Raw genomic sequence first — 24456 nt, forward strand, 5'->3', positions numbered from 1 at the left:
CATCGGGCCCCGACTTCCAGGCGTCCTCGAACACCTCGTGCGCGTGGAAGGGCCGGCCCGCGCCCAGCAGCGCCTGTGCCTCGGCCACCGTCTGGCGCGGCGCCCGTACGACACCCTCCGGCTGCCGCGGCACCCCCTGCGCGCCGTACGCCAGCGGCCGGCCGAGTCCGTCCCGGGGCCGCGCGTTGCGGGCCCGCCCCTCCGTGTCCCGGTCCCGGCCCGCCGGCTCGTCCGCGTTCGTCATACGACCGATTGTCCCCCGCCCCGTTCCGGCCCGTTTTCGGCACACCCCCGTACGTGCGGTAAAGTGCTGTCCGCGCGATCACGCGGATCACCGCGAGTCGCGCATCGGGACGTGGCGCAGCTTGGTAGCGCACTTGACTGGGGGTCAAGGGGTCGCAGGTTCAAATCCTGTCGTCCCGACGTGAGTCGGAAAGGCCGTTGGCCGGGAGAATTCCCAGGTCAGCGGCCTTTTGCATGACAGGCCGCCAGGGACCGGAGAAGCTGGTTCGCATGCTGTCCGGGAACCGGCTGACGGGACTCCGGGCCCTGGAAGTCTCTCGGCACAGAGGCCGCCGGCCGCCCGCACAAGCCGGCCGCTCCCCTGGCCGATGTGGCGCTCGCCGGGGAGCGCCACATCGGCCTTCAGGGGGGTTTCCTGGCGGTCAGGGAAGTTGGAAGGTGTCGGCCAGGAGTGCCGTCTGGACGTCGAGCAGGGTGGCGGGGTCGTGTCCCATGCCGGCGAACTGGCCTGTGACCTCCAGGCTGACCGTGCCGTGCATCTGCGGCCAGGTCATCACTGCTCCGGTCAGCGCGATGGCCGCGGCGGATGTGTCGGCGGGCTGCCCCGTCCACTCCTGGACCCAGGCCGCCACCTCGGGCTTGTCGTGCAGCCATACGCGCAACTGCGCGAGGAGCGGGTCCACGGAGACCAACGGCCGCCCCTGGGTGAAGACGGACAGGAAGGGGCCCAGGACGGAGCGCGCCTTCAGCACGGTCTCGGCCGGAGCCGTGAAGCCCGCCACCGGGGTGCCCTGGATGAGCAGGTACAGGTGTGGCTGCGCCATGGCCCACGCACGATAGGCGCTGGTCAGGGCGTGGAGCGCGGCCCGCCCACCGCCCTCGACGTCCACCGCGTGGACGGCTGCGGCCGCGCCTTGGTAGGCATCGAGCACCAGCTCCGCGAGCAGGTCGTCTCGGCTGGCGAAGTAGCGGTAGAGCGCCGGGCCGGACAACCCGATCTCCTTCGCGATCCGCAGGAGCGCCACGCTCTCGATGCCGCCGGCGGCGAGCTGCCGTACGGCCACTGCCTTGATCTCCGAGCGGGTCTGCTCCCGGTACCGCGCACGCGGACTGTCCACGCGGACTGTCATTCCCGCCTCCTGTCGCCGGTCGCGCCGGACTACACGGTCCAGCTCATATCGTATGCGTCACCCTATCGCCGGCGCGATACGACGAAGCCCTCTCCCGGCCCTTGACGGTAGAGGACTTCCGGGCGCATACCCCCTGCCCGGTCAGCCCTTGTGCTCGTCGGTGAGGAAGCCGCGGTACCACTCCAGGGTCTGGCTCAGGGTGTTCTCGATCGGGGTGGGTTCGAGGTCGAACTTCTGCTGGAAGGCGGTGGAGTCCATGATCTGCGGCTCGGTGTGCTGGTAGAACAGCTCGGCGTAGGAGTTCATGAACGTCTCGTCGAACGGTCCGAAGGGGCGCGGCTCGTCCATCGCGGCGATCTGGAGCGGGTGGCCCACCAGGTCGCCCAGCATGGTGAAGATCTCGCGTGTCGTGCGGGCGGGGGCGGTGGGCAGGTGCCAGACCCGGCCGTCTCCTGACGGGTTCTCGCCGAGCGTGGCCAGGCCCCGGGCCACGTCGAGAATGCTGGTGTAGCTGTGCTTGAGGTCGATGTCGCCCAGTGCCGGCACCTCGCCGCCTGTGAGCGCGGCCGGGAAGACGGCCCCGCCCAGCGTCGAGTTCAGCACCCGGGGCCCGACGAAGTCGGCCGAGCGCCCCAGCGCGACCCTTGCGCGGCCCTCCTGGTGCGCGGCGAGGTAGTTCTCGTCCAGCGCGGCACGCATTTTGCCCTTGGCTGTGGTCGCCCGCCACGGCGTGTCCTCCGTCATGACCTCGCCGTGCGTCTCGCCGTAGGGGTACAGCGTGTCCAGGACGACCAGACGGGCGCCGGAGCGCGCCACCGCGCCCAGGACTGCCTCCTGGATGCCGGGCATGACGTCGACCTGGAGGTGGTAGGCGACGTTGACGCAGTGGTAGACGACGCCCGCGCCCTCGATCGCGGCGAGCGCCCCGTCCGCCGTGCTGACATCCCCGGCGAGCCGCTCGACGCCGTCCAGCGGTTCACCGGCGCCGACGCGGTCGACGAGCCGGACCGCGTGCCCGCGGCGCGCGAGTTCCAGGGCGAGGGACGTGCCGGCGGGCCCGGCCCCCAGAACGGTGTGGAGTGCACCCGGTGCTGCAGTCATGACGTGATCCCTTCGGCAGGGGCGACGAAGCCCTTGGCTGTTATCGCTCAACGCCTAAGTTATACCTCATAACTCCAGCGTGTAGGTATCGCGGTCTGGGTCGAGTGACGGTGGGCAGCCTCCAAGCGCCCTGGGCGGGCCTGGGGCACGGCCGGAACCGGAGGACGTCTCCGGCCGTCGTCCGTACGTCGGGCCCCGCCGGCCGCGACGCGTGCTCAGGCTTCGGGGAAGTCGGTGGCCGCGGCGCAGGCGGCGGTGGCGTCGAGGTTGGCGCGCAGGGCGTCGACCTTCGCGGTGGCGTAGGCGTGGGCGTCGGAGCCCAGCAGCTGGCGCAGGGGGCCGTCGTCGAGGCCGGCGCGTTCGATGATGGCGGCGGCTCCCCTGACCGGGTCGCCGAGCTGGCGTCCCTGGAGCTTGAGATGGTCCTCGACCATGGTCCGCACGGCCGGGTAGTGCTCCGAGGTCTCGGCGGGCAGGGCCAGCGAGTCGGTGGTGAGGAAGGAGGTGCGGAAATAGCCGGGCTCGACGACGGTGACCTTGATGCCGAAGTCGGCGACCTCGGCGGCGAGCGCCTCGCTCAGCCCCTCGAGCGCGAACTTGCCCGCGCAGTACAGGGCCCACCCGGGCATCGTGGTCAGACCCAGGATCGAGGAGACGTTGACGACACGGCCCGCGCGCTGCTCACGCATGACCGGCAACGCCGCGCGCAGCACGTTCCATACGCCGACGACCTGGACGTCGAGCATGTCCCGTACGTCCTTGGCGGTGGTCTCCTCGACGGCCGCGAGGTAGCCGTAACCCGCGTTGTTCACCACGACGTCCAGACGGCCGAATCGCTCGGTGGTCCGGTGCACGGCGTTCTCGACCTGTGTCTCGTCGGTCAGGTCCATGGTCAGCGCGAGGAGCCGACTGGTGTCGACCGTGCTGCCCAGCGCGGTCGTCAGGCGTTCAGTGGAGCGGGTGGTGGCGGCCACGTTGTCGCCCTGGGCGAGCAGTTGACGGACCAGCTCCAGCCCGATCCCGCGGGAGGTGCCGGTGATGAACCAGGTGGCGGGGGCGGTGGCAGGCATGGGTGTTCCTCTTCTGTCAGTGCGGTGACGGGGAACCGGACCAGGGCTGCTGTTCCGGCGCTGACTCAATCGTGGTTCGCCGGAGAGCGGCTTTCGGGGCCATGAGGTGCCCTGTGCGCCCTAGGACGCGGCAGACCAGGACTGACAGGCCCTTCTTGGAGAGGGCCCTTGTCGTTTTTCGTGAGACAGACTTGTTTTCATGGCTGCCGTCAACCGTGAAATCGCCGATTTCCTCAAGCGTTCCCGTGCCCAGTGCGATCCCGAGCGGGCGGGGCTGCCACCGGACGGACGGGTCCGGCGCGTGCCTGGACTTCGGCGAGAGGAAGTCGCCCGCCTGGCGGGGGTCTCCGCCGATTACTACGCCCGTCTTGAGCAGGGCCGCCCCATCACTCCGTCCCCCGCCGTCATCGAGGCCATCGGGCACGCCCTGGGACTGGACGCGGCAAGCCTTGCCCACCTCAGGGATCTCGTCGGCATCACCGACACCCGCCCCCCGTCCCGTCCGCCCAGCGTCCAGCGTCTGCGCTCCGGGCTCCATCGGCTGCTGGATTCCCTGGACGACGTTGTTCCCGCCCTCATCCTGGGGCGTCGATCCGCCGTCCTGGGCGCGAACCGGATGGCCAGAGCCCTGTTCGCGGACTTCGAGGCCATGCCGGTCGCTGAGCGCAACTACACCCGCTGGCTCTTTCTCGACCGGGACGCGCGCGAACTGTTCGTCGACTGGGAGGTGCAGGCCCGTGCCGCGGTGGAGAACTTGCGCCTGGACGCGGCCCGCGCATCGGAGCGGCAGGCCACGCAGGCGCTTGTCACCGAGTTGCGGGAACTGAGCGACGACTTCGACCACTGGTGGCGGCAGCACCGCGTACACCAGCGCACGCACGGTTCCAAGCGGCTCCGGCACCCCTTGGTCGGCGAGCTCACCGTGGAATACGAAACGCTTTCGCTTCCTGGCGACAGCGAGACCACCCTGTTCCTCTACACCGCCGAACCCCGGTCGGCGTCCGCCCAGGCGCTGAGCCTGTTGGCGTCATGGACCTTGGCGGAGCCGTCGACCTCCCCGGACCGGTCGCGCGACTGATCCGGGGGACCCCCTTTGTGAGCCGCCGGCGTGCCGGCCGACAGGCGCGGATGTGCTGCCCGGCGTGGACGACGGCTTGACGGTGACGCCGGCGGTGGCGAGCAGGTGTCAGGCTCTGGGGGGCCGCTGTCCCTGGGAACTGTCAGCTGCAAGGGGGAGGCTGCGCAGTGTCAGCGCAGTCGGCGGGGGCAGCGGTTCGTCGGCCGGGTCGGCGCGGAACGACTGGAGCAGATAGGCCACCAGGCGCCGGGACGCTGCGCCGTCGTCCGGTAGGGCGGTCACCAGACCGCAGTGTGCCAACAGGGCCACGGCGAGATCGGAAGGGTGAAAATCGGCCCGCAGCGCGCCCGACGCCTTTGCCCTGCGTACCAGGGTCGTGAAGTCCCGCTCGGCTCGTTGCCGGGACTGCGCGTGTTCCGACGCGCATTCCGGGAAGGCCGCGACGAACGCGGCCGGGAACCCGCGTTCCTCCCGTTGCAGAGCGCAGACCGTCTCGACCAGCTGCTGGAAGCCCTGCCACGGGTCGGGGGCGGCCAGAGCCTCGGTGAGCGCCCGCGCGCAGGTCTCCATCTGCTGCGCGAACGCGCCTCTCACCAGGGCGTCCCGGGTCGGGAAATGCCGGTACAGCGTCGCCACGCCGACCCCGGCCCGCCGGGCCACGGTCGCCATCGGGGCGTCGATCCCGCGCTCCGCGAAGACCGCACGGGCGGCGGCGAGGACGCGCTCCCGGTTGCGCCGGGCGTCCGCCCGCACCCCGTCCCGGGCTGTGATCCGAGAGGATTCCGCCATCACTGTCTCTCGCTTCCGGTCCAAGCGGACGATCGCGTCCACCGAGGAGCTTACGGTCGACGCCAGATCCCTGTACGGCCCCCGGCGGCAAAGGCAGCCCGATGAACGACCGCATGATGAAGGCAGTGCTCTACGACCGCTACGGCGGCCCCGATGTGCTCTACACGGCCCGCGTGCCACGCCCCGAGCCGGCCCCCGGCGAGATCCTGGTGAAGGTGCGCGCGTTCAGCGTCAACGGCGGCGAACTGGCAGTCCGTGCCGGCCGTCTCCGCCTCCTGAGCGGCCGGAGATTCCCCAAGCGCGTCGGCTTGGACTTCACCGGCGAGGTCGCCGCACTGAGGGCCGGAGCCACACGGTTCGCGGCCGGCGACCTCGTATGGGGGGTCTTGGGCCGCACCTCCGGGTTCGGCAGTGCCGCCGAGTACGTGACCGTGCCCGCCGAGCGGGTCGGCCGGCTCCCCGACGGCCTCGACCCGGTGGACGCCGCCGCGCTGCCGGTGGCCACCACGGCCATCACCGCGCTGCGGGACAAAGCCGGGCTGCGCCCCGGCGAACGACTCCTCGTCCGGGGCGCGGCGGGCGGTGTCGGCAACGCCGCCGTCCAGCTCGGACAGGCGTACGGCGCAGAGGTCACGGCCCTGGCCCGTGCGGCCAACCTCGACTTCGTCCGCGGGCTCGGCGCGCACAAGGCCGTCGACCACCGGACCGTGCGGCCGGCGGAACTGGGCCGCTTCGACGTGGTCCTGGACACCGCGGGGACCGACCTGCGGGCCTTCCGGCGCCTGCTGAATCCCGGCGGGCGCATGGTCACCATCGCCTTCGACCTGAAACGGCCCGCTGCGTCGCTCGGCCACCTCGCGGCGGGCACGGTCCACGGACACGGCCGGGTGCGCTTCTTCAGCGGCAACCCCACGCGGGCGGACTTCGACGACCTGGCCCGGCATGTGGTCGAGGGCAAGCTGAGCCCTGCGGTGGACACCGTCTTCCCCCTGGAGGAGACGGCAGCGGCACACCGGGCGCTGGAGGCGGGCGGCGTCCAGGGCAAGTACGTGGTCAGGGTCGCGTAGGACGTCTGCGGAGGTGCTGACAAGCTCCCGAGGGATGTCGTGCTGGTCGAGCCAGTCGAGCGGTTCCAGGGCTCGACCCGGTCGCGATCGCATTTGATGCTGCGTGCTGCGTGCTGCGTGCTGCGTGCTGCCAACGGCGTCGGCCGCATCGAGATGCGCCTCGTCCACGGCCGGCCGCGCCTCATCGAGGTCAACGGTCGCCGCGCCGGGACATGATCGGCCACCTTGTCCGCCTCGCCACCGGCATCGACCTGCCGCGCGCTGCCGGCCCTGAGCATGTCCGCTCAGTTCGCCGGACCGCCAACCCGCCTCGTCACATGCGCGGGGGCCTCCACGCCCTCCGGCAGGAGGGGGTCCGGGTCCGGCTCGCCCCACGTGGTGTGCAGGGGGAGGACACCCGCCCACAGGCCGAGTTCGGCGTCCGGACCGGCGCCGTCGTCCGGGGCTCCCTCGCGGATCTTGACGGAGGCCTCGTCCAGGGGGAGGGCCAGCAGGGCCGTCGCGGCGAGTTCCTTGCGGTGGGGGCGCCGGGCGTAGTCCCACTGGCCGGGGGCGGCTTGCTCGGTCAGGCAGCGCAGGCCGGCCAGCTTCTCGTCGGGGTCCGTGACGAGGCGAGGGGTGCCGAAGATCATGGCGCTGCGGTAGTTGACCCCGTGCTCGAAGACCGAGCGGGCCAGGACGAGTCCGTCGACGTGGGTGACCGTGACGCAGACCGTGGCGGCGGGGGAGGCGATCATGCTGCGGCCGGCCACCGAGCCGTGGAGGTACAGGGTGGTGCCGTCCGTCCCGTAGACGGTCGGCACCACCATCACGGTCCCCTCGACCTCGACGCCCAGATGGCAGACGAAGCCCGCCTCCAGGATCGCGTCGAGCCGGTCGCGGTCCAGGCTGCCCTGCTCCCGCAGACGGCGGTGCCGGGTGCGCTCGGTGACCGGCAACTGCCGTTCGGGACGACCGGAGTTCATGGGCGCTTCCCTTCCGGGGCATGGGAGGTGGTGACGACGGGAGAGTACTGATTCCGCCGAAGAAGCGCCATGGATCTTCGTAAATCGTCGGAAGAGAGGGTCGAGGCGACGAGATCCCTTGTGCTGGTCGGGTCAGTGAAGGCCGAAGTCCGGTACGGGACGGTCCGGTCCGAACAGCCGGGTCGGTACCGCGTCGGCCAGCACCCGGTACCCGGCGGGGTTCAGGTGCAGATGGTCGCCGACGTCCGACGACGGCAGAAGCCGCCGGGGTCGGCTCGGATCGCGGACCGCCCGGTCGAAGTCGAGGACGGCGTCGAAGCGGCCGCTGGTGCGGATCCAGCGGTTGACGGCCTGCCGGGCCGCCTCGCGGTAGCCGTTCGGGTCGTCGTAGTCCGTGTTCCCGCCGAAGGGCGTCAGCGTGGCGCCGTACACGGGGATGCCCTGCGCGTGCGCCCGGACCACGATCTGGTCGTAGGCCGCGAGCAGATCCGCCGTCACCTGCCGCTGTGCGGCCTCGGTGGCGTCGGCGGTGCCGATGTCGTTGACGCCCTCGAAGAGGACCAGCCACCTCACCCCGCTCTGCGCCAGCACATCGCGGTCGAAGCGGGCCAGCACATTGGGTCCGAGACCGTCGTTGAGCACCCGGTTGCCGCCGGCCGCCTGGTTGAGGACCGCGACACCGGCGGTGCGGGGCGTGGACCGCAGCCGGGTCAGAAGCCGGTCCGTCCACCGGTCGTTGCCGTCGGTCGTGGAGCCCCGGCCGTCAGTCAGCGAGTCGCCCAGCACGACGGCCGCCGCCGTGCCGCTCTTCGACCAGACCTCCACCCCGCTCAGGAAGTACCAATGGGCGGTGGTCGCGGCCCCGCCGAGGTCCGCGTCGTCCACGTGGTCCCCGTTCACCATGTACGAGGTGGTCCGGGAGCCGGGGTGCGAGGTGATGTCGTCCGACGCCTGGCCGTCGGCCAGATAGAGCGTCACCGTGAGATTGCTGCCCGCCCGCAGGCCGAAGTCCAGCGGGTCGGACACGGCCTCCGCGCCCACCGGGACCACCGTCGAGGAGCGGCCGTCGAAGGTCACCTTCCGAGCGCTGCCCGGCTGGACGGCGCCGGACCCGGCGCGACCGCCGTCCGGGAGCGCCACCGACACCGCGGTGATGGGCAGCGCCGCGCCGCCGAACGCGTTGGAGAAGCGCAGCCGCAGATGCGTCCCGCCGACCGAGACGTGCACGGTCTGGCGCACCGTGCTGTCGGCGAAGACCCGGCCCGGCCGGGTGAACGGCGCCGGGGGCATGTTGCCCGGCTCGGTCAGCTGGGGCGTCGAGGTCCAGGTGTTCACCCAGTGCCCGGCCGCGGCGATCCGGGCCGTGCTCACCGGGCGTGCGCCGCCGGCCGCGGAGGACGCGGCGACACCGGTGACGGTGAGCAGGGCCGCGGCGGCCAGGCTCGCCACGAGTGCGGATGTTCGGGCCATGATCCGGTTCCCTCCTTCAGCGCAGCCGGAGGCTCTCGGGCGGGCCGAGGTAACTGGGCTTGAGCCCGCCGGTGTCCACGAGGAGGTTCTGCAGGACGACGGTGGGGTCGACCATCCAGAACTTCAGAACGTGGAGCCCGGGCCGGGTGATCCGGTGCGTGGTCGCGGTGACGTTGACGTTGTCGGAGGTGTTCCGCTGCCACTGCATGTTCATCGTGCCGTCGTCGGAGCCGGTGGCCTTCGTGATGTTCACCGACTGCGGCCGGTCGTCGTCGAAGGAGACGGCGTAGGTGAGGCCGTCGCTCGCCAGGATGTTGTTCCGGGGCGAGAGGTAGGCCGACACCGTGAGCGGTCCGGTCGTGAAGAGCGTGACGGGGTACTCCAGCCGGGGGCCGTCGCCGCCCGGTGTCTGCCGGGGCGCGGTGACCGGGAAGGGCTCCATGCCCGAGCCGGTCCTGCCGATGCCGGGGATGCGCCGCCAGGAGACGACGCCCCCGCCGTGGGCGCGGCCGTAGTGGTCGGCCTCGATGGAGACGTGGCCGCCCGCCTCCACGAATCCGCGCAGGCTCCGCCGGGGCACGTCCGGGTTGTCCACCGGGACCCGCACCGTCACCCGCTCGCCGTCGGGGCCGGTGACGGTGACGGGCACACTGCGCCTGCCCTTGGGCGCCCGGGACCAGTCGGCCCGCACGGCGACCCGCACCTGGCCGTCGACCCGCCCCCTCGTCGCGTCCACGGACAGCCACGGGACCCCGGTCGTGATCCGGTACTCGAAGGGTGCCGTCCCCCGGTTGAAGATCTCGATGCAGGGGGCGGGTCCGGTGGCGTACGGGCTGAGCGCGGGCAGCGCGCAGTCGGCCGCGGAGCCGGGCCACGCCTGGTCGCAGCCGTCGACGGCGACCCCCATCCGGGAACCCGTGGCCGGGGTGATCCGCTTGACCGCCGGGAAGATCACGTCGGGGATGGCCGCGTTGTCGATCTGCGGCTGCTGCCAGGGGGCGTCCGGGCCGTACCGGGCGACATCGCCGTAGTCGATGTGCGGCTGGGTCTGGAAACCCTTCCATTTCCCGTCCGCCACCGTGTTGTTGAAGCGGTCGGCGAGTGCCTTGTCGGTACGGAAGTACGACTCGGCGGCCGTGGCGAGCGAGTTGGTGGTGGTCCGGCCCTGGGCGGCGTACAGGAGGTTGGTGAACTGGGCCTGGCGCAGGGCGTAGAGGTTGGCGGTCGCCTTCACCGCGTACAGCACCAGCTCGTAGTAGCCGTCCCGCCGGTCCGCCGGCAGCGCGGACTCGATGCGCTCGGCCGCGGCGGACAGTTCCCGCCACTCCTGCGTGACGCGTTCCATCTCCTGGTAGTCGGTGATGCTGAACGGCGTCGCCTGGTCGTCGTAGACGACGGCGGAGGGGTCCGTGGCCAGGTCCTTGGCCGGGTCCACGGTGATCCTGCGGTTGAGCAACTCGGGCTTGCGGCGGGCCTGGAGACGCCCGTACGTGCCCAGCACCGCGGCGATGGCGGCGGCGTGCTCGGGCCCGAAGTTCTGTCGCGCGTAGTGCTCCAGCCACTCGGTGAGGTTCTCGACCGGCCACCGGGCGGGGTCCCAGGCGTAGTCCAGGAAGAACTGCGTGGGCAGCTCGTTGCTCTTCAGATCACCGGAGTTGACGATCCACAGCTGCCGGATGCCGTACGTGCAGGCCTGGTTGAGCTGGTCCCAGACATTGGCCAGGTTGGCGGTGTCGACCCACTTGTAGTTGCGGCCCGCGCCGACGTAGTCGAAGTGGTGGTAGAGGCCGTAACCGCCCTCGCGCGGCGGCAGCGACGGGTCCGGCACCAGGCGCAGATTGCCCCAGTTGTCGTCGGTGAAGACCACCGTCACGTCGTCGGGCGCCCGCAGCCCCTGCTCCCAGTAGCGCTGGACCTCCTTGTAGAACGTCCACACCTGCGGGGTCTCGGACAGCGGCCTGCCGGTGACGTCGGCGATGATCTGCCGCTGGGCGGAGACGATGCCGCGCATCAGGTCGATGCCGTCGCCGTCGGGCAGCGCGGTGTCGCCGTTGCCCCGCATGCCGAGGGTCACCACGCCCTCGAAGCCCTCGCGCACCTTGCGGCGGATGCCGTCCGCCCAGTACGCCTTGATGGCCTCGGCGTTGTGCCGGAAGCTCCACTCGCCGGTGCCGCCGTAGGGGTCGCTGCCCGGGGTGACGACCTTGCCCTGGGCGTCGCGCACGGCGGGTACGGCGTGCCGGTTCCACTCCTCGATGCCCCGCATCATGGGCGCCTCGTGGGAGGTGCCCATGACGATGCCGTACGCCGTCGCGGTGGCGTGGTTCTCCGGGTCGTCCTCGGCGAAGGCGCGCCCCCACACCGCGGGCCAGAGGTAGTTGGCCTTCAGGCGCAGCATCAGCTCGAAGACCTTGGCGTAGAAGGCGTGGTTGAAGCCGTCGGGGTGGCCGGGGGCCAGGCCGGGGCCGAACCGGGCCGGGGCCCAGGTGCCGAGCGCGGGGTTCTCGTCGTTGATGAAGAAGCCCCGGTACTTGACCGCGGGCGTGCCCTGGGTGTGGCGGCCGGGCCGGACGTGCAGCAGGTCCTGGTGGACGGGGGTGGCGTCGGCCCACCAGTACCAGGGCGAGACGCCGATGCCGCGGCTGACGTCGTAGACGCCGTAGACGGTGCCGCGCTGGTCGCTGCCGGCGATCACGAAGGCGCGGTCGACTCCGGGCAGCGGGTCGTCCACCACCTGCTCCAGGGAGGTCTCCCACTTGCCCGCGATCCCGGTCACGTCCAGCTTGCCCGCGGCCACCAGGGAGTCGATCAGCGGGCTCTTGCCGAGGGTGCCGATGAGGACGACCTCGCGCCGGCCCGCCGGGAGGGTGTGGGACAGGTCCGGCTCGACGCCCGTGACCCGCTGGAGGTCGCCCTGGAGGTCACCGGCCGCGCGGACGACGCCCGGGTGGTCGTCGGCGCTGACCACGAGGGGGGTGGCCGCGCCGCGCTCGACGAGCGGGAAGGTGCCGGGCCCGCGTGAGGTGGTGATGTACGCGCCGGGGTCGGTGGGCCGCGCCGGACTCCCGGACGTACCCGCAACGGCGGGCCCGGCCGCGCCCAGCAGCGAGGCGGCGGGGGTCGCCAGTGCGGTGAGTCCGGCTCCGAGGGCCAGTGCCGTTCGCCGGCTCATGTCGGTGCCGGGTCGTGTCGGGTGGGGCCCGCGCCGCGCAGAATCCATGCCGCCCTCCGTGGGGCCCGCAAGCGCCCCTTTCGCGGATACTGTTTCCGGAAAATTTCCGGAAGTTGTCGCGAAACGTTAGGGACGGGCCGACCGGCCGTCAATACGCGCGGCACCAACTGCCCCGTGCGGGCGCTGGGTTGACAGCAGAGGCGGCCCGGTCCGGCACCCCCGTGGGCCGCGCGCGGCGATTGCCTATGCTGAGGAGCGCAGGCGAGGAGGCTCGGATGGCAGCACAGGACGCGGGGCGCGTCACGATCGCGGACATCGCCCGGGAGGCGGGCGTGTCCCTGCCGACGGTCTCCCGGGTGCTCAACGGGCGCGCCGATGTGTCCCCTTCGACCCGCCGCCGGGTCGAGGAACTGCTGGCCCACCACGGCTACCGGCGGCGCGCCGCGCAGCCCGCCGGCCGGGCCGAACTGATCGACCTGGTCTTCAACGACCTCGACAGCCCCTGGGCCGTGGAGATCCTGCGCGGTGTGGAGGACGTGGCGCACGCCTCGGGCCTGGGCACCGTGGTCTCCGCGGTGCACCACCGCAGCACCTCCGCCCGGCAGTGGCTGGTCAACCTGCGGGCGCGGGCCTCCGACGGCGTCATCCTGGTGACCTCGGACCTGGCGCCCGAACTCCACGCCGAGCTGCGCCGCCTGGGCGTGCCCACCGTCATCGTCGACCCGGCCGGGGTGCCCACCTACGGCATACCGACGATCGGCGCCATGAACTGGGCCGGCGGGCGCAGCGCCGTCGAGCACCTGCTCGCCCTCGGGCACCGCCGCATAGGCGTCATCACCGGCCCGCCGACGCTGTTGTGCAGCCGGGCCCGCCTGGACGGGTACCGGGCCGCGCTGGAGTCCTCCGGTGCGGAGATCGACGACCGGCTCGTCCGGCAGGGCGACTTCTCCCACGAGGCAGGCTTCCGCGCCGGCACCGGGCTGATCGGCCTCGCGGACCCGCCGACCGCGATCTTCGCGTCCAGCGACCAGATGGCGCTCGGCGTCTACGAGGCGGCCCGGCAGCACGGGCTGCGCATCCCGGACGACCTCAGCGTGGTCGGCTTCGACGACCTGCCCCAGGTCCAGTGGTCCCCACCGCCGCTCACCACCGTCCGCCAGCCGCTCGACGAGATGGGCCAGGTCGCCGCGCGTACGCTGCTGCGGCTGATCCAGGGCGAGACCCTGGAGAGCCCGCACATCGAACTCGCCACCCGGCTCGTGGTCCGCAGCAGCACCGGCCCCGTGCCCCGCTGATCACTCCCCGTGCGGTACGGCGCCCGCCGCGTTTGGGCGAGCCGGTCCCCGTGTGGTCGCCGCCGGCCTCGTCGGAGTGACGCAGGACACGGGAACCGCCGGGTGCGTGCGGAGAGAAGTGGATGTGAACAAGTCAGACAACGACACGCGCCGCCGCGTGCGCGAGGGGGACCGCGAGGCGTTCGCCCTGCTCTACGAGGATTTCGCCCGGGCCGTGTACAACCACGCGCTGCGGCTGACCGGTGACTGGTCGACGGCCGAAGAGGTCATGTCGGAGACCTTCCTGACCGCGTGGCGCTCGCGGGACCGGGTCCAGGAGGAGGGTGGTTCACTGCTGCCCTGGCTGCTGGGCATCGCCACCCACAAGGCCGACAACGCGCGCCGCGGCGCCCGCCGGCGGCAGCTGTTCCTGGCGCGCCAGTCCCCGCGCGAGGTGGAGGACTTCGCCGCCCGAACCGCCGCGCGGATCGACGACGCGCGCCGACTGCGCGCCGTACAGGCGGCGTTGGGCCGACTGCGGCGCCCGGAACGGGAGGTGCTGGTCCTGTGCGTGTGGTCGGGCCTGGACTACCAGGAGACGGCCGAGGCGCTGGGCATCCCGGTCGGCACCGTGCGGTCCCGGCTGTCACGCGCCCGCCGGAAGCTCGCCCGGCTCGCCGACGAAAGCGGCCGGGAACCCCGAGTCCGCCGCGGAGAGACAACCAGTGCGGCCGCGCTCGCGGCCCTGCCCGTGCGGGAGGAACTCACATGACCGACAGCACCGCTTCCCGGAACCGGCCCGACGACCGCGACGAGATCGCCCGTCTGCTGCCGGCCCCGGCCGACCGGGACCTCACGCGCGAGCAGCACCTACGGCACAAGGAACTGCTCATGCACCACATCGACCACGACCGGGCCGCGTCCGCCGCGGCCGCCGAACCCGTCCGGCGCACCCCGTGGCGCAGGCCCGTACTCGTCGCGTCGGCCACCGCGCTGGCCCTGGCCGGCGCGCTGACCGCGGGCGTCGCCATGACCGGCACCGAGGGGCGGGCCCACGGCGGCACCGCGGCGACGGCCACGGAGTCGCGGCCCGCCGCGGCCCTGCTGCACCGGATCTCCGCCGCCGCGGCACGGCACGACACGCCCACCGTGCGCGACGACCAGTTCGTGTACACCCGGGAGAAGATCCGGGAGGCCGACGTGACCAGCGGCAAGGCCGTCGTCGGCCCGCTGAAGGACTACGAGTCGTGGCTCGCGCAGGAACCCGGACCGCTGCACAAGCTCGGACTGTTCCGGGTCGACGGCGAGACCCTGCCCATCAACGCCCAGCTGGGCGACACCGAAGGCACCCCGGCCGGCCTCGGCCGTCCCACCTACCGCTGGCTCGGCTCACTGCCCACCGACCCCGGCCGGCTGCTCGACTACCTGTACGCCAAGACGCCCGAGGCCGAGCGACGCCAGCGCGACCAGGCGGTGTTCGAGCAGATCGGCAGCCTGCTCGGCGGGGTGATGCCGCCTCGCACGGCCGCCGCCCTCTACCGGGCCGCCGCCGAGATCCCCGGCGTCCGCCGGACCGCCGAGGCACGGGACGTGATCGGCCGGCAGGGTCTCGGCATCGTCCGCGACGACACGCGCTACGGCGTACGCACCGAGTGGGTCTTCGACGCGAAGGACTACGTCTTCCTCGGCGCCCGCACCTACCTGACCAGGGACACGTCGTACGGGAAGGCCGGGACCCTGCTGTCCGGCACGGCCGAACTGGCCCACGCCGTCGTCGACGAGGCGGGACAGCGGCCCGCCGACGGGGACCGCACGCGCACCGCCTGACGACCGGCCGCGATGCCCGCCACGGCCTTTGCGGCAGGCATCGCGGCACCCGGCCCGGGGGTCACCCCTTGTTCGAGCCGAGCGTCAGCCCGCCGACGAACTGCCGCTGGAGCGCGAAGTACACGGCCAGGGTCGGGATCGCGGTCAGCAGGGAGCCGGCCGCGACCAGGTTCGGGTCGGTGAAGTACTGGCCGGAGAGGTTGTTCAGGGCCGAGGTGACCGGCATGTTCGCGCCGGTCGAGATCAGCACGAGGGCCCAGAAGAAGTCGTTGTAGATCCAGATCGACAGCAAGGTCGCGAGCGCCGCCATCGCCGGTCGGCACAGCGGCAGCGTGATCTGCCAGTACAGCCGCCACACCGACGCCCCGTCGACCAGCGCGGCCTCGGTCAGCTCGTGCGGCAGCGAGCGCATGTAGTTGCTCAGCACGAACGCGCAGAACCCGGACTGGAACGCCACATGGATCAGCACGAGACCGAGCGCGGAGTCGTAGAGCTTGCCGCTCGCCGTGATGCCCGGCAGGTCCGTCAGCAGGTACAGCCGGTACAGCGGGGTGATGATCACCTGCTGCGGGAGGAGGTTGCCGGCCGTGAAGACCAGCAGCAGGGCCAGGTCGAGCCGGAAGTCGAAGCGGCTGACGTGGAAGGCCACGCAGGAGGACAGGAACAGGGTCAGCAGCACGGCCGGTACGGCGATCACCAGCGTGTTGCCGAAGTAGTGCAGCATGTCCGACTGCCGGAAGGCGTGGGTGAAGTTCTCGAAGGTCAGCCGGTCCGGCCAGGACACATACCCCTTGGCGCTGGTCTCGGCGTACGGCCGCAGCGCCGAGAAGACGGCCCACAGCAGCGGCGCCAGCCACGCCAGGGCCGTGCCGGCGAGGAAGACGTGCAGCACCACCCGGGCCGGGCGGACGGGGGCGCGGCGCTTGGGCGGGAGGGTGGAGGCGCTCATGCCCGGCGCTCCTTGCGGAAGGTGGCGATCAGATACGGGATGATCACGGCGAGGGAGACGACCAGCAGGACGACGGCGATCGCGGAGCCGTACCCGACGCGGCTGGACTCGCCGATGATGTTGCCGGTCACCAGGATCGACAGCAACTCGGTGCCCTGCGCGCCCTTGTTGAAGACGAAGACCAGGTCGAAGGCGCGCAGCGACTCGATGATGGTGACGACGAGGACGACCGTGTTGGTCGGCCGCAGGGTCGGGAAGACCACGTTCCTGAACGCCTGCCACTCGCCCGCGCCGTCCAGCGCGGCGGCCTCGCGCAGCGACGGGTCGACGCTCTTGAGCCCGGCCAGGTACAGGATCATCATGTAGCCGGTGTGCCGCCAGGACGCGGCGACCAGGACGGCCCACAGGTTCAGGTGCGGGTCGCCGATCCAGTCGATGTAGTGCCCGGGCCTGTTCGCCCCGATGATGCTGTTGATCAGCCCGGTGTCGGGGTTGTAGACCAACTGCCAGACGAATCCGATGCAGGCCATGGAGATGACGACCGGCAGAAAGAACGCGGTCTGGTAGACCCGGCTGAACCGGATCCGCTTGTCCAGCTGGACGGCGAGGAACAGACCGAGCGGTGTGGGGATCAGGATCAGTACGGCGAACCAGACGACGTTGTGCTCGACGGCCGGCCAGAACTGCGGGTTGTCCGCGAACAGTTGGCGGAAGTTGTCCAGGCCCACCCATCTGATCGAGTCGAACCCGATGCCGTCCCAGGTGGTGAAGGCGAGGGCGACGGAGGCGAGCGCGGTGACCCACACGAGGGCCACGTGCAGCACCGTGGGCACGCCCGCCATCACGGCCAGCGTGATCCGGTCGCGCCGGGTCAGCAGCTGCCGCCTCGTCGTCTCGCGTGTCGCGCGCGTGGTGCCGGGAGGCGGCGCGGCGGCCGCTCGCGACGGCTCGCTCGTCATGGGGGCGCTCACGAGGACGCGAAGATCGTCTTCTTCTGGCGCTCGATGGACGCCAGCAGGCCGTCCACGCCCTGGGGATTCTGCAGGAACTTCTGCAGTCCTGGCTGCATCACCGTGGAGGTGAAGTCGGGCCGGGAGTCGCGGTCCATGAACTGGGTCAGGTTCCTGGCGCCGCTGATCATGGCGAACGCCTTCTTCTGCAACGGCGAGTAGGCGGAGGTGTCCGCCTTGCCGGAGGCGGCCACCACGCTGGAGTCGGTCCTGAGGTACAGCTCTTCGGCGGCCGGGGTGCCGAGGTACTCGAGCAGTCTCACCACGCCCGCGCGGTTCTTCGGGGACCTGCTCACCATGAAGCCGTCGGTGGGCGCCTCCACCGTGTCCAGGCCGTGGGCGGGGTCGATCTCCGGGAAGGGGAAGAAGTCCAGGTCCTCCAGGGCGCTCCTGTCGGTGAACTGCTGGGCGACGAAGGAGCCGAGGAGGTACATGCCGGCCTTCCGGGCGGCCAGCGACTGGGCGGCGTCCTGCCAGGTACGGCCCATGAAACCGTCCTGGTGGTAGGGGAGCAGCTCGGCCCAGTGGTCGAAGACGGCCCTGACCTTCGGGTCGGTCCAGGAGGCCTTGCCCGCCATCAGCCGCACGTGGAAGTCGTAGCCGTTGAGCCGGAAGTCGATCTGGTCGAAGGTGCCCATCGCGGGCCAGGCGTCCTTGTCCCCGAAGGCGATCGGGACGAGGCCGTCCTTCTTCATCCGCTTGCACAGGGCGACGAGCTGGTCCCAGGTGGCGGGGACCTCGTACCCGTACCGGGTGAAGACGCTTCTTCGGTAGAAGACCGCCCACGGGTAGGTGGTCATCGGCACGAAGTAGTACGTGCCGTCCTCGCCCTTGCTCAACTTCTTCATCGCGTCGGGGAAGTTGTCCCCGATCCGTGCCCACACGTCGTCGATCGGCGCGGCCAGCTTCTTCGCGGCGAAGAACTGCATGCGGTACCCGGCGAACCAGTTGAACACGTCGTCGGGGGTGCCCTGGAGGTAGGAGTTGATCTGTTCCTGGAAGGTGTTGTGATCCTTGGTGTTCACCCGGACGGTGATCCCGGACTGCCTCCGGAAGGCGGCGTAGACGTTCGCGAAGGCCTTCTTCGGCACCGCGTCGGAGGCGTTGGAGCCGACGGTGACGGCCTTCGGGTCGGCGGCGGAACCGCTGCCGCCGCAGGCGGCGAGCAGGGGGGTGCCGGCCCCGGCGAGCAGGGCGGCGGAGCCCGCCCCGCGCAGCAGGGAGCGACGGCTGGGAGACGGGACGGACGGACCGGGGTGGGACGGACGCATGGCGGCTCCCGAGGGATACAGGGTTCGGCCACGGGGGTGAGTCGATCGCCGCGGACTTGTCGGAACCGCTCATAAACCAACTCGACCGAACAGTGTGACCGTCATCACAGCCGCGGCGCCGCATGGGCGTCAAGAGGTGGGTGCACAACGGGAGTTGTCTTGCCCGAAACGTGACCGCCGCCGCCTGTCACCCCATGGCTTCCATGGAGTGACTTGTCCTTACATCATAACTTACGGGTGAAACTATGTCTGGACAAAGTCTTGACAGCGGGTCCGGCAGGGACTTGGATCGCCTCCCGACGCAACAGCGCCCCCTTCCCGTCGCACGCACAGCGAGGTGCAAGCAACGATGGACCGCTCTTCCCGTCCGGGCCCCCGCAGGCTGGTTCCGCTGGTGGCCGTGGCCGCCGCCGCATCGCTTGCCCTCACCGGCTGCTCCAGCGGCCACGGTGGCAAGAAGGCCGAACAGGCCGCGGCGAACGACTCCGCGGGCAAGGCGAACACCCCCCGGATGACCGTCGCCCTGGTCACGCACCAGGCGCCCGGCGACACCTTCTGGGACACCGTGCGCAAGGGCGCCGAGGCCGCGGCGGCCAAGGACAACATCAAGCTCGTCTACTCGGCCGACCCGAACGCGGGCAACCAGGCGAACCTGGTGCAGAACGCGGTCGACCAGAAGGTCGACGGCATCGCCGTCACCCTGGCCAAGCCCGACGCGATGCGGAACGTGCTCGGCAAGGCGGAGCGCGCGGGCATACCGGTGGTGGGCCTCAACTCCGGGCTGGCCGACTGGAAGAAGCTCGGACTGATGGAGTTCTTCGGGCAGGACGAGAGCGTGGCCGGCGAGGCCTTCGGCGACAAGCTGAACACCGCCGGCGCCAAGAAGGTCGTCTGTGTGATCCACGAGCAGGGCAACGTGGGCCTCACCCAGCGCTGCGACGGGGTGAAGAAGACCTTCAAGGGCACCACCGAGACGCTGTACGTCAACGGCACGGACATGCCCTCCGTGCGGGCCACCATCACGGCGAAACTGAAGCAGAACACCGCGATCGACACCGTCGTCACCCTCGGCGCCCCGTTCGCCGCCACCGCGGCGCAGTCGGTCGGCGACGCCGGCGGCAAGGCGAAGGTCGCCACGTTCGACCTCGACAAGGACCTGGTCAAGGCGGTGCAGAACGGCAGCGTCGAGTTCGCCGTCGACCAGCAGCCCTACCTCCAGGGCTATCTGGCGGTCGACTCGCTCTGGCTCTACAAGAACAACGGCAACTACAGCGGCGGCGGCGTCCAGCCGGTCCTCACGGGCCCGGCGTTCGTCGACCGGACCAACGTCGACAAGGTCGCCGGGTTCGCCGCGAAGGGGACCCGGTGACGGGTCCGGGGGCCGTCGAGGCACCGCCGGCCCCCGGACCCCGCGAGGCGGACGGCCGCACCGCCCGCCGCCCCCTGGCGCTGCGGCTGCTGGCCCGGCCCGAGGTGGGCGTCTTCCTCGGCGCCGCAGCCGTCCTGGTCTTCTTCCTGATCGTCGCGCCGTCGGTCCGCCAGGGCGGGTCGATGGCCACGGTCCTCTACCAGTCCTCCACCATCGGCATCATGGCGCTGCCGGTCGCCCTGCTGATGATCGGCGGCGAGTTCGACCTGTCGTCCGGCGTCGCCGTGATCACCTCGGCGCTCACCGCGAGCATGCTCGGCTACCAGCTGAGCCTGAACGTGTGGACGGGAGTGATCGTTGCCCTGGTCCTCTCGCTCGCCATCGGCGCCTTCAACGGCTGGATGGTGGTCAGGACCGGGCTGCCCAGCTTCCTGGTCACCCTCGGCACCTTCCTGATCCTCCAGGGCGTGAACCTCGCCGTCACCAAGCTGGTCACCGGCAACGTCGCCACCGACGACATCAGCGACATGGACGGCTTCGACCAGGCGAAGAAGATCTTCGCGTCCTCCTTCGACGTCGGTGGCGTCCAGGTGAAGATCACCGTGGTGTGGTGGCTGGTCTACGCCGCGCTCGCCACCTGGGTGCTGCTGCGCACCAAGTACGGCAACTGGGTCTTCGCCGTCGGCGGCGACCAGGACAGCGCCCGCGCGGTCGGCGTCCCGGTGCGGTTCACCAAGATCACCCTGTTCATGCTGGTCGGCTTCGGCGCCTGGTTCGTCGGCATGCACAACCTGTTCTCCTTCAACACCGTGCAGTCCGGCGAGGGCGTCGGCAACGAGCTGATCTACATCGCCGCGGCCGTCATCGGCGGCTGCCTGCTCACCGGCGGCTACGGCTCCGCGATCGGGCCGCTCTTCGGCGCCTTCATGTTCGGCATGGTCAACCAGGGCATCGTCTACGCCGGCTGGAACCCCGACTGGTTCAAGGCCTTCCTGGGCGTGATGCTGCTCGGCGCCGTCCTGATCAACCTGTGGGTCCGGCGCACGGCGACGCGGAGGTAACCGATGAACGACACCACAGCCGGCCCCCACGGCACCGCCCCGCCCGAGGCCCCCGCCGCCGGGGACGCGCCCCTGGTGGAACTGCGCCGGGCGGGAAAGACGTACGGCAACGTCCGCGCCCTGTACGGCGTCGACCTCACCGTCCGGGCCGGCCGGGTCACCTGTGTGCTCGGCGACAACGGCGCCGGGAAGTCCACCCTGATCAAGATCATCTCGGGGCTGCACCGGCACACCGAGGGCGACTTCCTGGTCGACGGCCGGCCGGTGCGCTTCAGCACCCCGCGCGAGGCCCTGGACCACGGCATCGCCGCGGTCTACCAGGACCTGGCGACCGTGCCCCTGATGCCCGTGTGGCGCAACTTCTTCCTCGGCTCCGAACCGACCAAGGGCCCCTGGCCGCTGCGCCGCCTGGACATCGCCCGGATGAAGGAGACCGCCGACCGGGAACTGCGCCGCATGGGCATCGTCCTGGACGACCTGGAGCAGCCCGTCGGCACCCTCTCCGGCGGCCAGCGCCAGTGCGTGGCCATCGCCCGCGCCGTCCACTTCGGCGCCCGGGTCCTCATCCTGGACGAGCCGACCGCCGCGCTCGGCGTCAAGCAGTCCGGGGTGGTGCTGAAGTACATCGCCGCCGCCCGCGAGCGCGGCCTCGGCGTCGTCCTCATCACCCACAACCCCCACCACGCCTACCTGGTCGGCGACCACTTCGGCGTGCTGCGCCTCGGCACCCTGGAACTGTCCGCCGACCGCGGCGAGATCACCCTCGAAGAGCTGACCGACCACATGGCCGGCGGTGCCGAACTCGCCGCCCTCAAACACGAGTTGGCGCAGGCGGGCGGCGTGAGAACCGACGGGCTCGCCGAGGAGCCGCCGATCGCCGACACCTTTCCCGAAGGGAACCCCTGACCATGCCCCACGTCCTCGACCACATCCGGGTCGGCTCCGCCCCCGACTCCTGGGGCGTCTGGTTCCCGGACGACCCCCGGCAGGTGCCCTGGGACCGTTTCCTGGACGAGGTCGCCGAGGCCGGGTACGAGTGGATCGAACTCGGCCCCTACGGCTATCTGCCCACCGATCCCGCCCGGCTCGCCGAGGAGGTGGCCCGCCGGGGCCTGAAGGTCTCCGCGGGCACCGTCTTCACCGGACTGCACCGCGGCCCCGCCGTCTGGGCCGACACCTGGTCCCACGTCGGCCGGGTCGCCGCCCTCACCCGGGCGATGGGCGCCCGGCACCTGGTGGTGATCCCGTCCTTCTGGCGGGACGACAAGACCGCCGAGATCCTGGAGCCGCCCGAGCTGACGGCCGAGCAGTGGGGCCACCTCGCCCGGGGCATGGAGCGCCTGGGCCGCGAGGTGAAGGAGACGTACGGCCTCGACATCGTGGTCCACCCGCACGCCGACACCCACATCGACACCGAGGCCCACGTCGCGCGCTTCCTCGACGCCACCGACCCGGCACTGGTCGGCCTCTGCCTGGACACCGGGCACTACGCCTACTGCGGCGGCGACAGCGTCCGGCTGATCGAGACCTACGGCGAGCGCCTCGGCTATCTGCACCTCAAGCAGGTCGATCCCGCGGTCCTCGCCGACGTCGTCGCCCGGTCGCTGCCCTTCGGGCCCGCCGTCCAGCGCGGCGTCATGTGCGAACCACCGCACGGCGTACCGGAGCTGGGCCCCGTCCTGGAAGCGGCCCAGAAGCTCGGCGTGGACCTCTTCGCCATCGTGGAACAGGACATGTACCCCTGCGAGCCGGACCGCCCCCTGCCGATCGCGGAACGGACCCGGCGGTTCCTGCGGTCGTGCGGGGCATGAGCATCACCCCGCAGCGCCTCGCGGAGGCAGGGGAGTTCATCGACCGCGTCACCCGGTGGGCCACGCGCCGCGAGGACCTCGCCGGCCTGCTCCTCGTCGGCTCCTACGCCCGCGGTGCCGCGCGCCCCGACTCGGACGTGGACCTCGTCCTGCTGACGACGGACCCCGCGCACTACTTCGCCGACGCCTGGGCCGCCGAACTCGCCCTCGGCGACCCCCTGCGCACCCGCGTCTGGGGCCCGGTCACCGAACGCCGCTACGCCCTGTCCAGCGGTCTGGAGGTCGAGTTCGGCATCGGCACCCCCGACTGGGCGCGGACCGACCCCGTCGATCCCGGTACCCACCGCGTCGTCACCGACGGCGCCCGCGTGCTGCACGACCCGCTGGGCATCCTCGCCGCGCTGCTCGCCCGCTGCCGTCCGTGAGCCGCGCGCGGGTTCCTGCGCAACCACGACGGATTCGCCCCCGGCGCGGCCGGGAACCAACCCGGGGCAGCGAGCGTTGGAGAAGAAGACGGGGGACGCCCGCGCAGACGGGAGGACGAGATGACACACCGCACAGAACCCCGGAAGACGGCACCGGACACGGCCGACGCGGCCGCCCTGCGCCGCGACCGCTTCGGCACGCTGCCCGAGCGGATACGCCCCGAGGACACGGTCGAGACCAGGCCGGCGACCCTGCCGGACCCGGCCCGGGACCGCTACCACGCGGACGAATGGCTGGTGCGCTACTGCGGCTGACCCGCGCCCCGGCGCGCGGCGTCAGGCCCGCCGCACCTCCGCCAGCGGCACCGGGCGGTGCTCACGCCGCGAGAGCGTGCAGGCCTCCGCGATCCAGCCCGCCTCCAGCGCGTCCTCGACGGTGCACGGCGACGGCCGGTCACCGGCCACCACCTCGGTGAACGCGGCGAGTTCGGCCCGGTAGGCGGCGGCGAAGCGGTCCATGAAGAAGTCGTGCGGGGGACCGGCCGGAAAGTTCGTCCCGGTTTCGGCCGAGCGCAGCGGCAGCTTGTCGTCCAGGCCGACCGCGAGGGCGTCGGTGAAACCGTGCAGCTCCATCCGCACGTCGTAACCACGGCCGTTGTGGCGGGAGTTGGAGACCACCGCGATCGTGCCGTCGTCCAGGGTGAGGAGCGCGCCGGTGGTGTCGGCGTCACCGGCTTCGCCGATGTAGCCGGCCCCCCGGTTGCCGCCGACCGCGTACACCTCGGTCACCTCGCGGCCCGTCACCCACCGGATGACGTCGAAGTCGTGCACGGAACAGTCCCGGAAGATCCCTCCGGAGGCGGCGATGTACGCGGCCGGCGGCGGCGCCGGGTCCAGCGTCGTGCAGCGCACGGTGTGCAGCGTCCCCAGCGCGCCCGCCCGCACGGCCTCCCGCGCGGCGGCGAAGCCCGCGTCGAAGCGGCGGTTGAAGCCGATCTGGACCGCCACCGCGCCGCCGCGCACCGCGTCGCGCACCGCGAGGCCCTCCGCCATGGTGCGGGCCACCGGCTTCTCGCAGAAGACCGGGACACCGGCCTCGACGCCGGCCCGGATCAGCGCCGGATGGGCGTCCGTGGCCGCCGCCACGACCAGCCCGTCCACCCCGGCGGCCAGCAGCGCCTCGGGCGAGTGGGCGATCTGGGCGCCGAACCGGTCGGCGGCGGCCTTGGCGGCGTCCGGCAGCGGATCGGCGACCACCAGGGATTCGACGACGTCGAGCGCGAAGAGGGTTTCGGCGTGGAAGGCGCCGATGCGGCCGAGGCCGAGGATTCCGATACGCATGGGTTGCCACTCCTGGCTGGTCGGGAAGGTCCG

General features: G+C 71.5%; 23 protein-coding genes, 1 tRNA gene and 1 pseudogene. 13 read left to right on the forward strand and 12 right to left on the reverse strand.

What is annotated here, in order from left to right:
- Positions 1-244: DUF309 domain-containing protein (locus FRZ03_RS34980; protein WP_146469086.1), on the reverse strand; the 244-nt coding region annotated here is incomplete at its 3' end.
- A 105-nt stretch (positions 245-349) separates the two neighbouring features.
- On the opposite strand from FRZ03_RS34980, the gene FRZ03_RS34985 reads away from it, so the two are divergent.
- Positions 350-423 (forward strand) — tRNA-Pro (locus FRZ03_RS34985).
- Positions 424-665: 242 nt separating this feature from the next.
- On the opposite strand, the gene FRZ03_RS34990 is transcribed toward FRZ03_RS34985, so the two are convergent.
- The 3 genes from FRZ03_RS34990 to FRZ03_RS35000 form a co-directional block, all read right to left on the reverse strand.
- Positions 666-1373, reverse strand: a complete 708-nt coding sequence (locus tag FRZ03_RS34990; RefSeq protein WP_146469087.1) for a TetR/AcrR family transcriptional regulator — start codon at positions 1371-1373, stop codon at positions 666-668.
- A gap of 141 nt (positions 1374-1514) precedes the next feature.
- Positions 1515-2474: an NAD-dependent epimerase/dehydratase family protein gene (locus FRZ03_RS34995; RefSeq protein WP_146469088.1), complete on the reverse strand. Its 960-nt coding sequence runs from the start codon at positions 2472-2474 to the stop codon at positions 1515-1517.
- Between the two features lie 215 nt (positions 2475-2689).
- Positions 2690-3544: an SDR family oxidoreductase gene (locus FRZ03_RS35000; protein ID WP_146469089.1), complete on the reverse strand. Its 855-nt coding sequence runs from the start codon at positions 3542-3544 to the stop codon at positions 2690-2692.
- A gap of 199 nt (positions 3545-3743) precedes the next feature.
- On the opposite strand from FRZ03_RS35000, the gene FRZ03_RS35005 reads away from it, so the two are divergent.
- Positions 3744-4622 (forward strand): helix-turn-helix transcriptional regulator, encoded by an 879-nt coding sequence (locus FRZ03_RS35005; RefSeq protein WP_146469090.1) that lies wholly within the window; start codon positions 3744-3746, stop codon positions 4620-4622.
- 108 nt (positions 4623-4730) lie between these two features.
- Here the strand turns inward: FRZ03_RS35005 and FRZ03_RS35010 are convergent, their stop codons facing one another.
- The gene (locus FRZ03_RS35010; protein WP_146469091.1) at positions 4731-5411 is read right to left on the reverse strand and encodes a TetR/AcrR family transcriptional regulator; all 681 of its coding nucleotides are present in this window, start codon (positions 5409-5411) and stop codon (positions 4731-4733) included.
- Between the two features lie 101 nt (positions 5412-5512).
- Here FRZ03_RS35010 and FRZ03_RS35015 point away from each other — a divergent pair, with 101 nt between their 5' ends.
- Positions 5513-6478 carry an NAD(P)-dependent alcohol dehydrogenase gene (locus tag FRZ03_RS35015; protein WP_146469092.1) on the forward strand — a complete coding sequence of 322 codons (966 nt, stop codon included), beginning with the start codon at positions 5513-5515 and terminating at the stop codon, positions 6476-6478.
- Between the two features lie 102 nt (positions 6479-6580).
- Positions 6581-6744 (forward strand): annotated as a pseudogene (locus FRZ03_RS35020) (ATP-grasp domain-containing protein); the annotation flags it as partial.
- 18 nt (positions 6745-6762) lie between these two features.
- Here FRZ03_RS35020 and FRZ03_RS35025 read toward each other — a convergent pair.
- The 3 genes from FRZ03_RS35025 to FRZ03_RS35035 form a co-directional block, all read right to left on the reverse strand.
- Complete coding sequence (locus FRZ03_RS35025; RefSeq protein ID WP_146469093.1) at positions 6763-7443, reverse strand: pyridoxamine 5'-phosphate oxidase family protein; 681 nt, start codon at positions 7441-7443, stop codon at positions 6763-6765.
- Positions 7444-7575: 132 nt separating this feature from the next.
- Positions 7576-8913: an SGNH/GDSL hydrolase family protein gene (locus FRZ03_RS35030; protein WP_146469094.1), complete on the reverse strand. Its 1338-nt coding sequence runs from the start codon at positions 8911-8913 to the stop codon at positions 7576-7578.
- A gap of 16 nt (positions 8914-8929) precedes the next feature.
- Positions 8930-12133, reverse strand: coding sequence for a glycosyl hydrolase 115 family protein (locus FRZ03_RS35035; RefSeq protein WP_146469095.1), 3204 nt, complete (start codon positions 12131-12133; stop codon positions 8930-8932).
- A 227-nt stretch (positions 12134-12360) separates the two neighbouring features.
- Here FRZ03_RS35035 and FRZ03_RS35040 point away from each other — a divergent pair, with 227 nt between their 5' ends.
- From FRZ03_RS35040 to FRZ03_RS35050, 3 genes are all read left to right on the forward strand, one after another.
- The gene (locus tag FRZ03_RS35040; RefSeq protein WP_146469096.1) at positions 12361-13380 is read left to right on the forward strand and encodes a LacI family DNA-binding transcriptional regulator; all 1020 of its coding nucleotides are present in this window, start codon (positions 12361-12363) and stop codon (positions 13378-13380) included.
- 124 nt (positions 13381-13504) lie between these two features.
- The gene (locus tag FRZ03_RS35045) at positions 13505-14131 is read left to right on the forward strand and encodes an RNA polymerase sigma factor (protein ID WP_146469097.1); all 627 of its coding nucleotides are present in this window, start codon (positions 13505-13507) and stop codon (positions 14129-14131) included.
- The gene (locus FRZ03_RS35050; RefSeq protein WP_146469098.1) at positions 14128-15186 is read left to right on the forward strand and encodes a CU044_5270 family protein; all 1059 of its coding nucleotides are present in this window, start codon (positions 14128-14130) and stop codon (positions 15184-15186) included. Before FRZ03_RS35045 ends, FRZ03_RS35050 begins: the two co-directional genes overlap by 4 nt.
- Before the next feature lie 61 nt (positions 15187-15247).
- Here FRZ03_RS35050 and FRZ03_RS35055 read toward each other — a convergent pair whose 3' ends face one another.
- The 3 genes from FRZ03_RS35055 to FRZ03_RS35065 are packed head-to-tail and all read right to left on the reverse strand — an operon-like array spanning position 15248 to position 18416.
- Positions 15248-16135 (reverse strand): carbohydrate ABC transporter permease, encoded by an 888-nt coding sequence (locus tag FRZ03_RS35055; RefSeq protein ID WP_146469099.1) that lies wholly within the window; start codon positions 16133-16135, stop codon positions 15248-15250.
- On the reverse strand, positions 16132-17094 hold the full coding sequence (locus FRZ03_RS35060; protein WP_146469100.1) for a carbohydrate ABC transporter permease: 963 nt from the start codon (positions 17092-17094) through the stop codon (positions 16132-16134). The genes FRZ03_RS35055 and FRZ03_RS35060 overlap by 4 nt, the downstream gene beginning before the upstream one ends.
- An 8-nt stretch (positions 17095-17102) precedes the next feature.
- On the reverse strand, positions 17103-18416 hold the full coding sequence (locus FRZ03_RS35065) for an ABC transporter substrate-binding protein (RefSeq protein WP_146469101.1): 1314 nt from the start codon (positions 18414-18416) through the stop codon (positions 17103-17105).
- Between the two features lie 349 nt (positions 18417-18765).
- Here FRZ03_RS35065 and FRZ03_RS35070 point away from each other — a divergent pair, with 349 nt between their 5' ends.
- From FRZ03_RS35070 to FRZ03_RS35095, 6 genes are all read left to right on the forward strand, one after another.
- Positions 18766-19785 (forward strand): sugar ABC transporter substrate-binding protein, encoded by a 1020-nt coding sequence (locus FRZ03_RS35070; protein ID WP_146469102.1) that lies wholly within the window; start codon positions 18766-18768, stop codon positions 19783-19785.
- Positions 19782-20846: an ABC transporter permease gene (locus tag FRZ03_RS35075; protein WP_146469103.1), complete on the forward strand. Its 1065-nt coding sequence runs from the start codon at positions 19782-19784 to the stop codon at positions 20844-20846. The genes FRZ03_RS35070 and FRZ03_RS35075 overlap by 4 nt, the downstream gene beginning before the upstream one ends.
- 3 nt (positions 20847-20849) lie before the next feature.
- A complete protein-coding gene (locus FRZ03_RS35080; RefSeq protein WP_146469104.1) occupies positions 20850-21752 on the forward strand; it encodes an ATP-binding cassette domain-containing protein in 903 nt (300 codons plus the stop codon).
- 2 nt (positions 21753-21754) lie between these two features.
- Complete coding sequence (locus FRZ03_RS35085; RefSeq protein WP_146469105.1) at positions 21755-22657, forward strand: sugar phosphate isomerase/epimerase family protein; 903 nt, start codon at positions 21755-21757, stop codon at positions 22655-22657.
- A complete protein-coding gene (locus FRZ03_RS35090; protein ID WP_146469106.1) occupies positions 22654-23082 on the forward strand; it encodes a nucleotidyltransferase domain-containing protein in 429 nt (142 codons plus the stop codon). Before FRZ03_RS35085 ends, FRZ03_RS35090 begins: the two co-directional genes overlap by 4 nt.
- A gap of 120 nt (positions 23083-23202) precedes the next feature.
- Positions 23203-23397 (forward strand): hypothetical protein, encoded by a 195-nt coding sequence (locus tag FRZ03_RS35095; RefSeq protein ID WP_146469107.1) that lies wholly within the window; start codon positions 23203-23205, stop codon positions 23395-23397.
- A 21-nt stretch (positions 23398-23418) separates the two neighbouring features.
- On the opposite strand, the gene FRZ03_RS35100 is transcribed toward FRZ03_RS35095, so the two are convergent.
- Positions 23419-24423, reverse strand: coding sequence for a Gfo/Idh/MocA family protein (locus tag FRZ03_RS35100; RefSeq protein WP_146469108.1), 1005 nt, complete (start codon positions 24421-24423; stop codon positions 23419-23421).
- Positions 24424-24456: the final 33 nt, after the last annotated feature.

It is taken from the genome of Streptomyces misionensis, from assembly GCF_007896895.1.
Classification (GTDB): Bacteria; Actinomycetota; Actinomycetes; order Streptomycetales; family Streptomycetaceae; genus Streptomyces; species Streptomyces misionensis_A.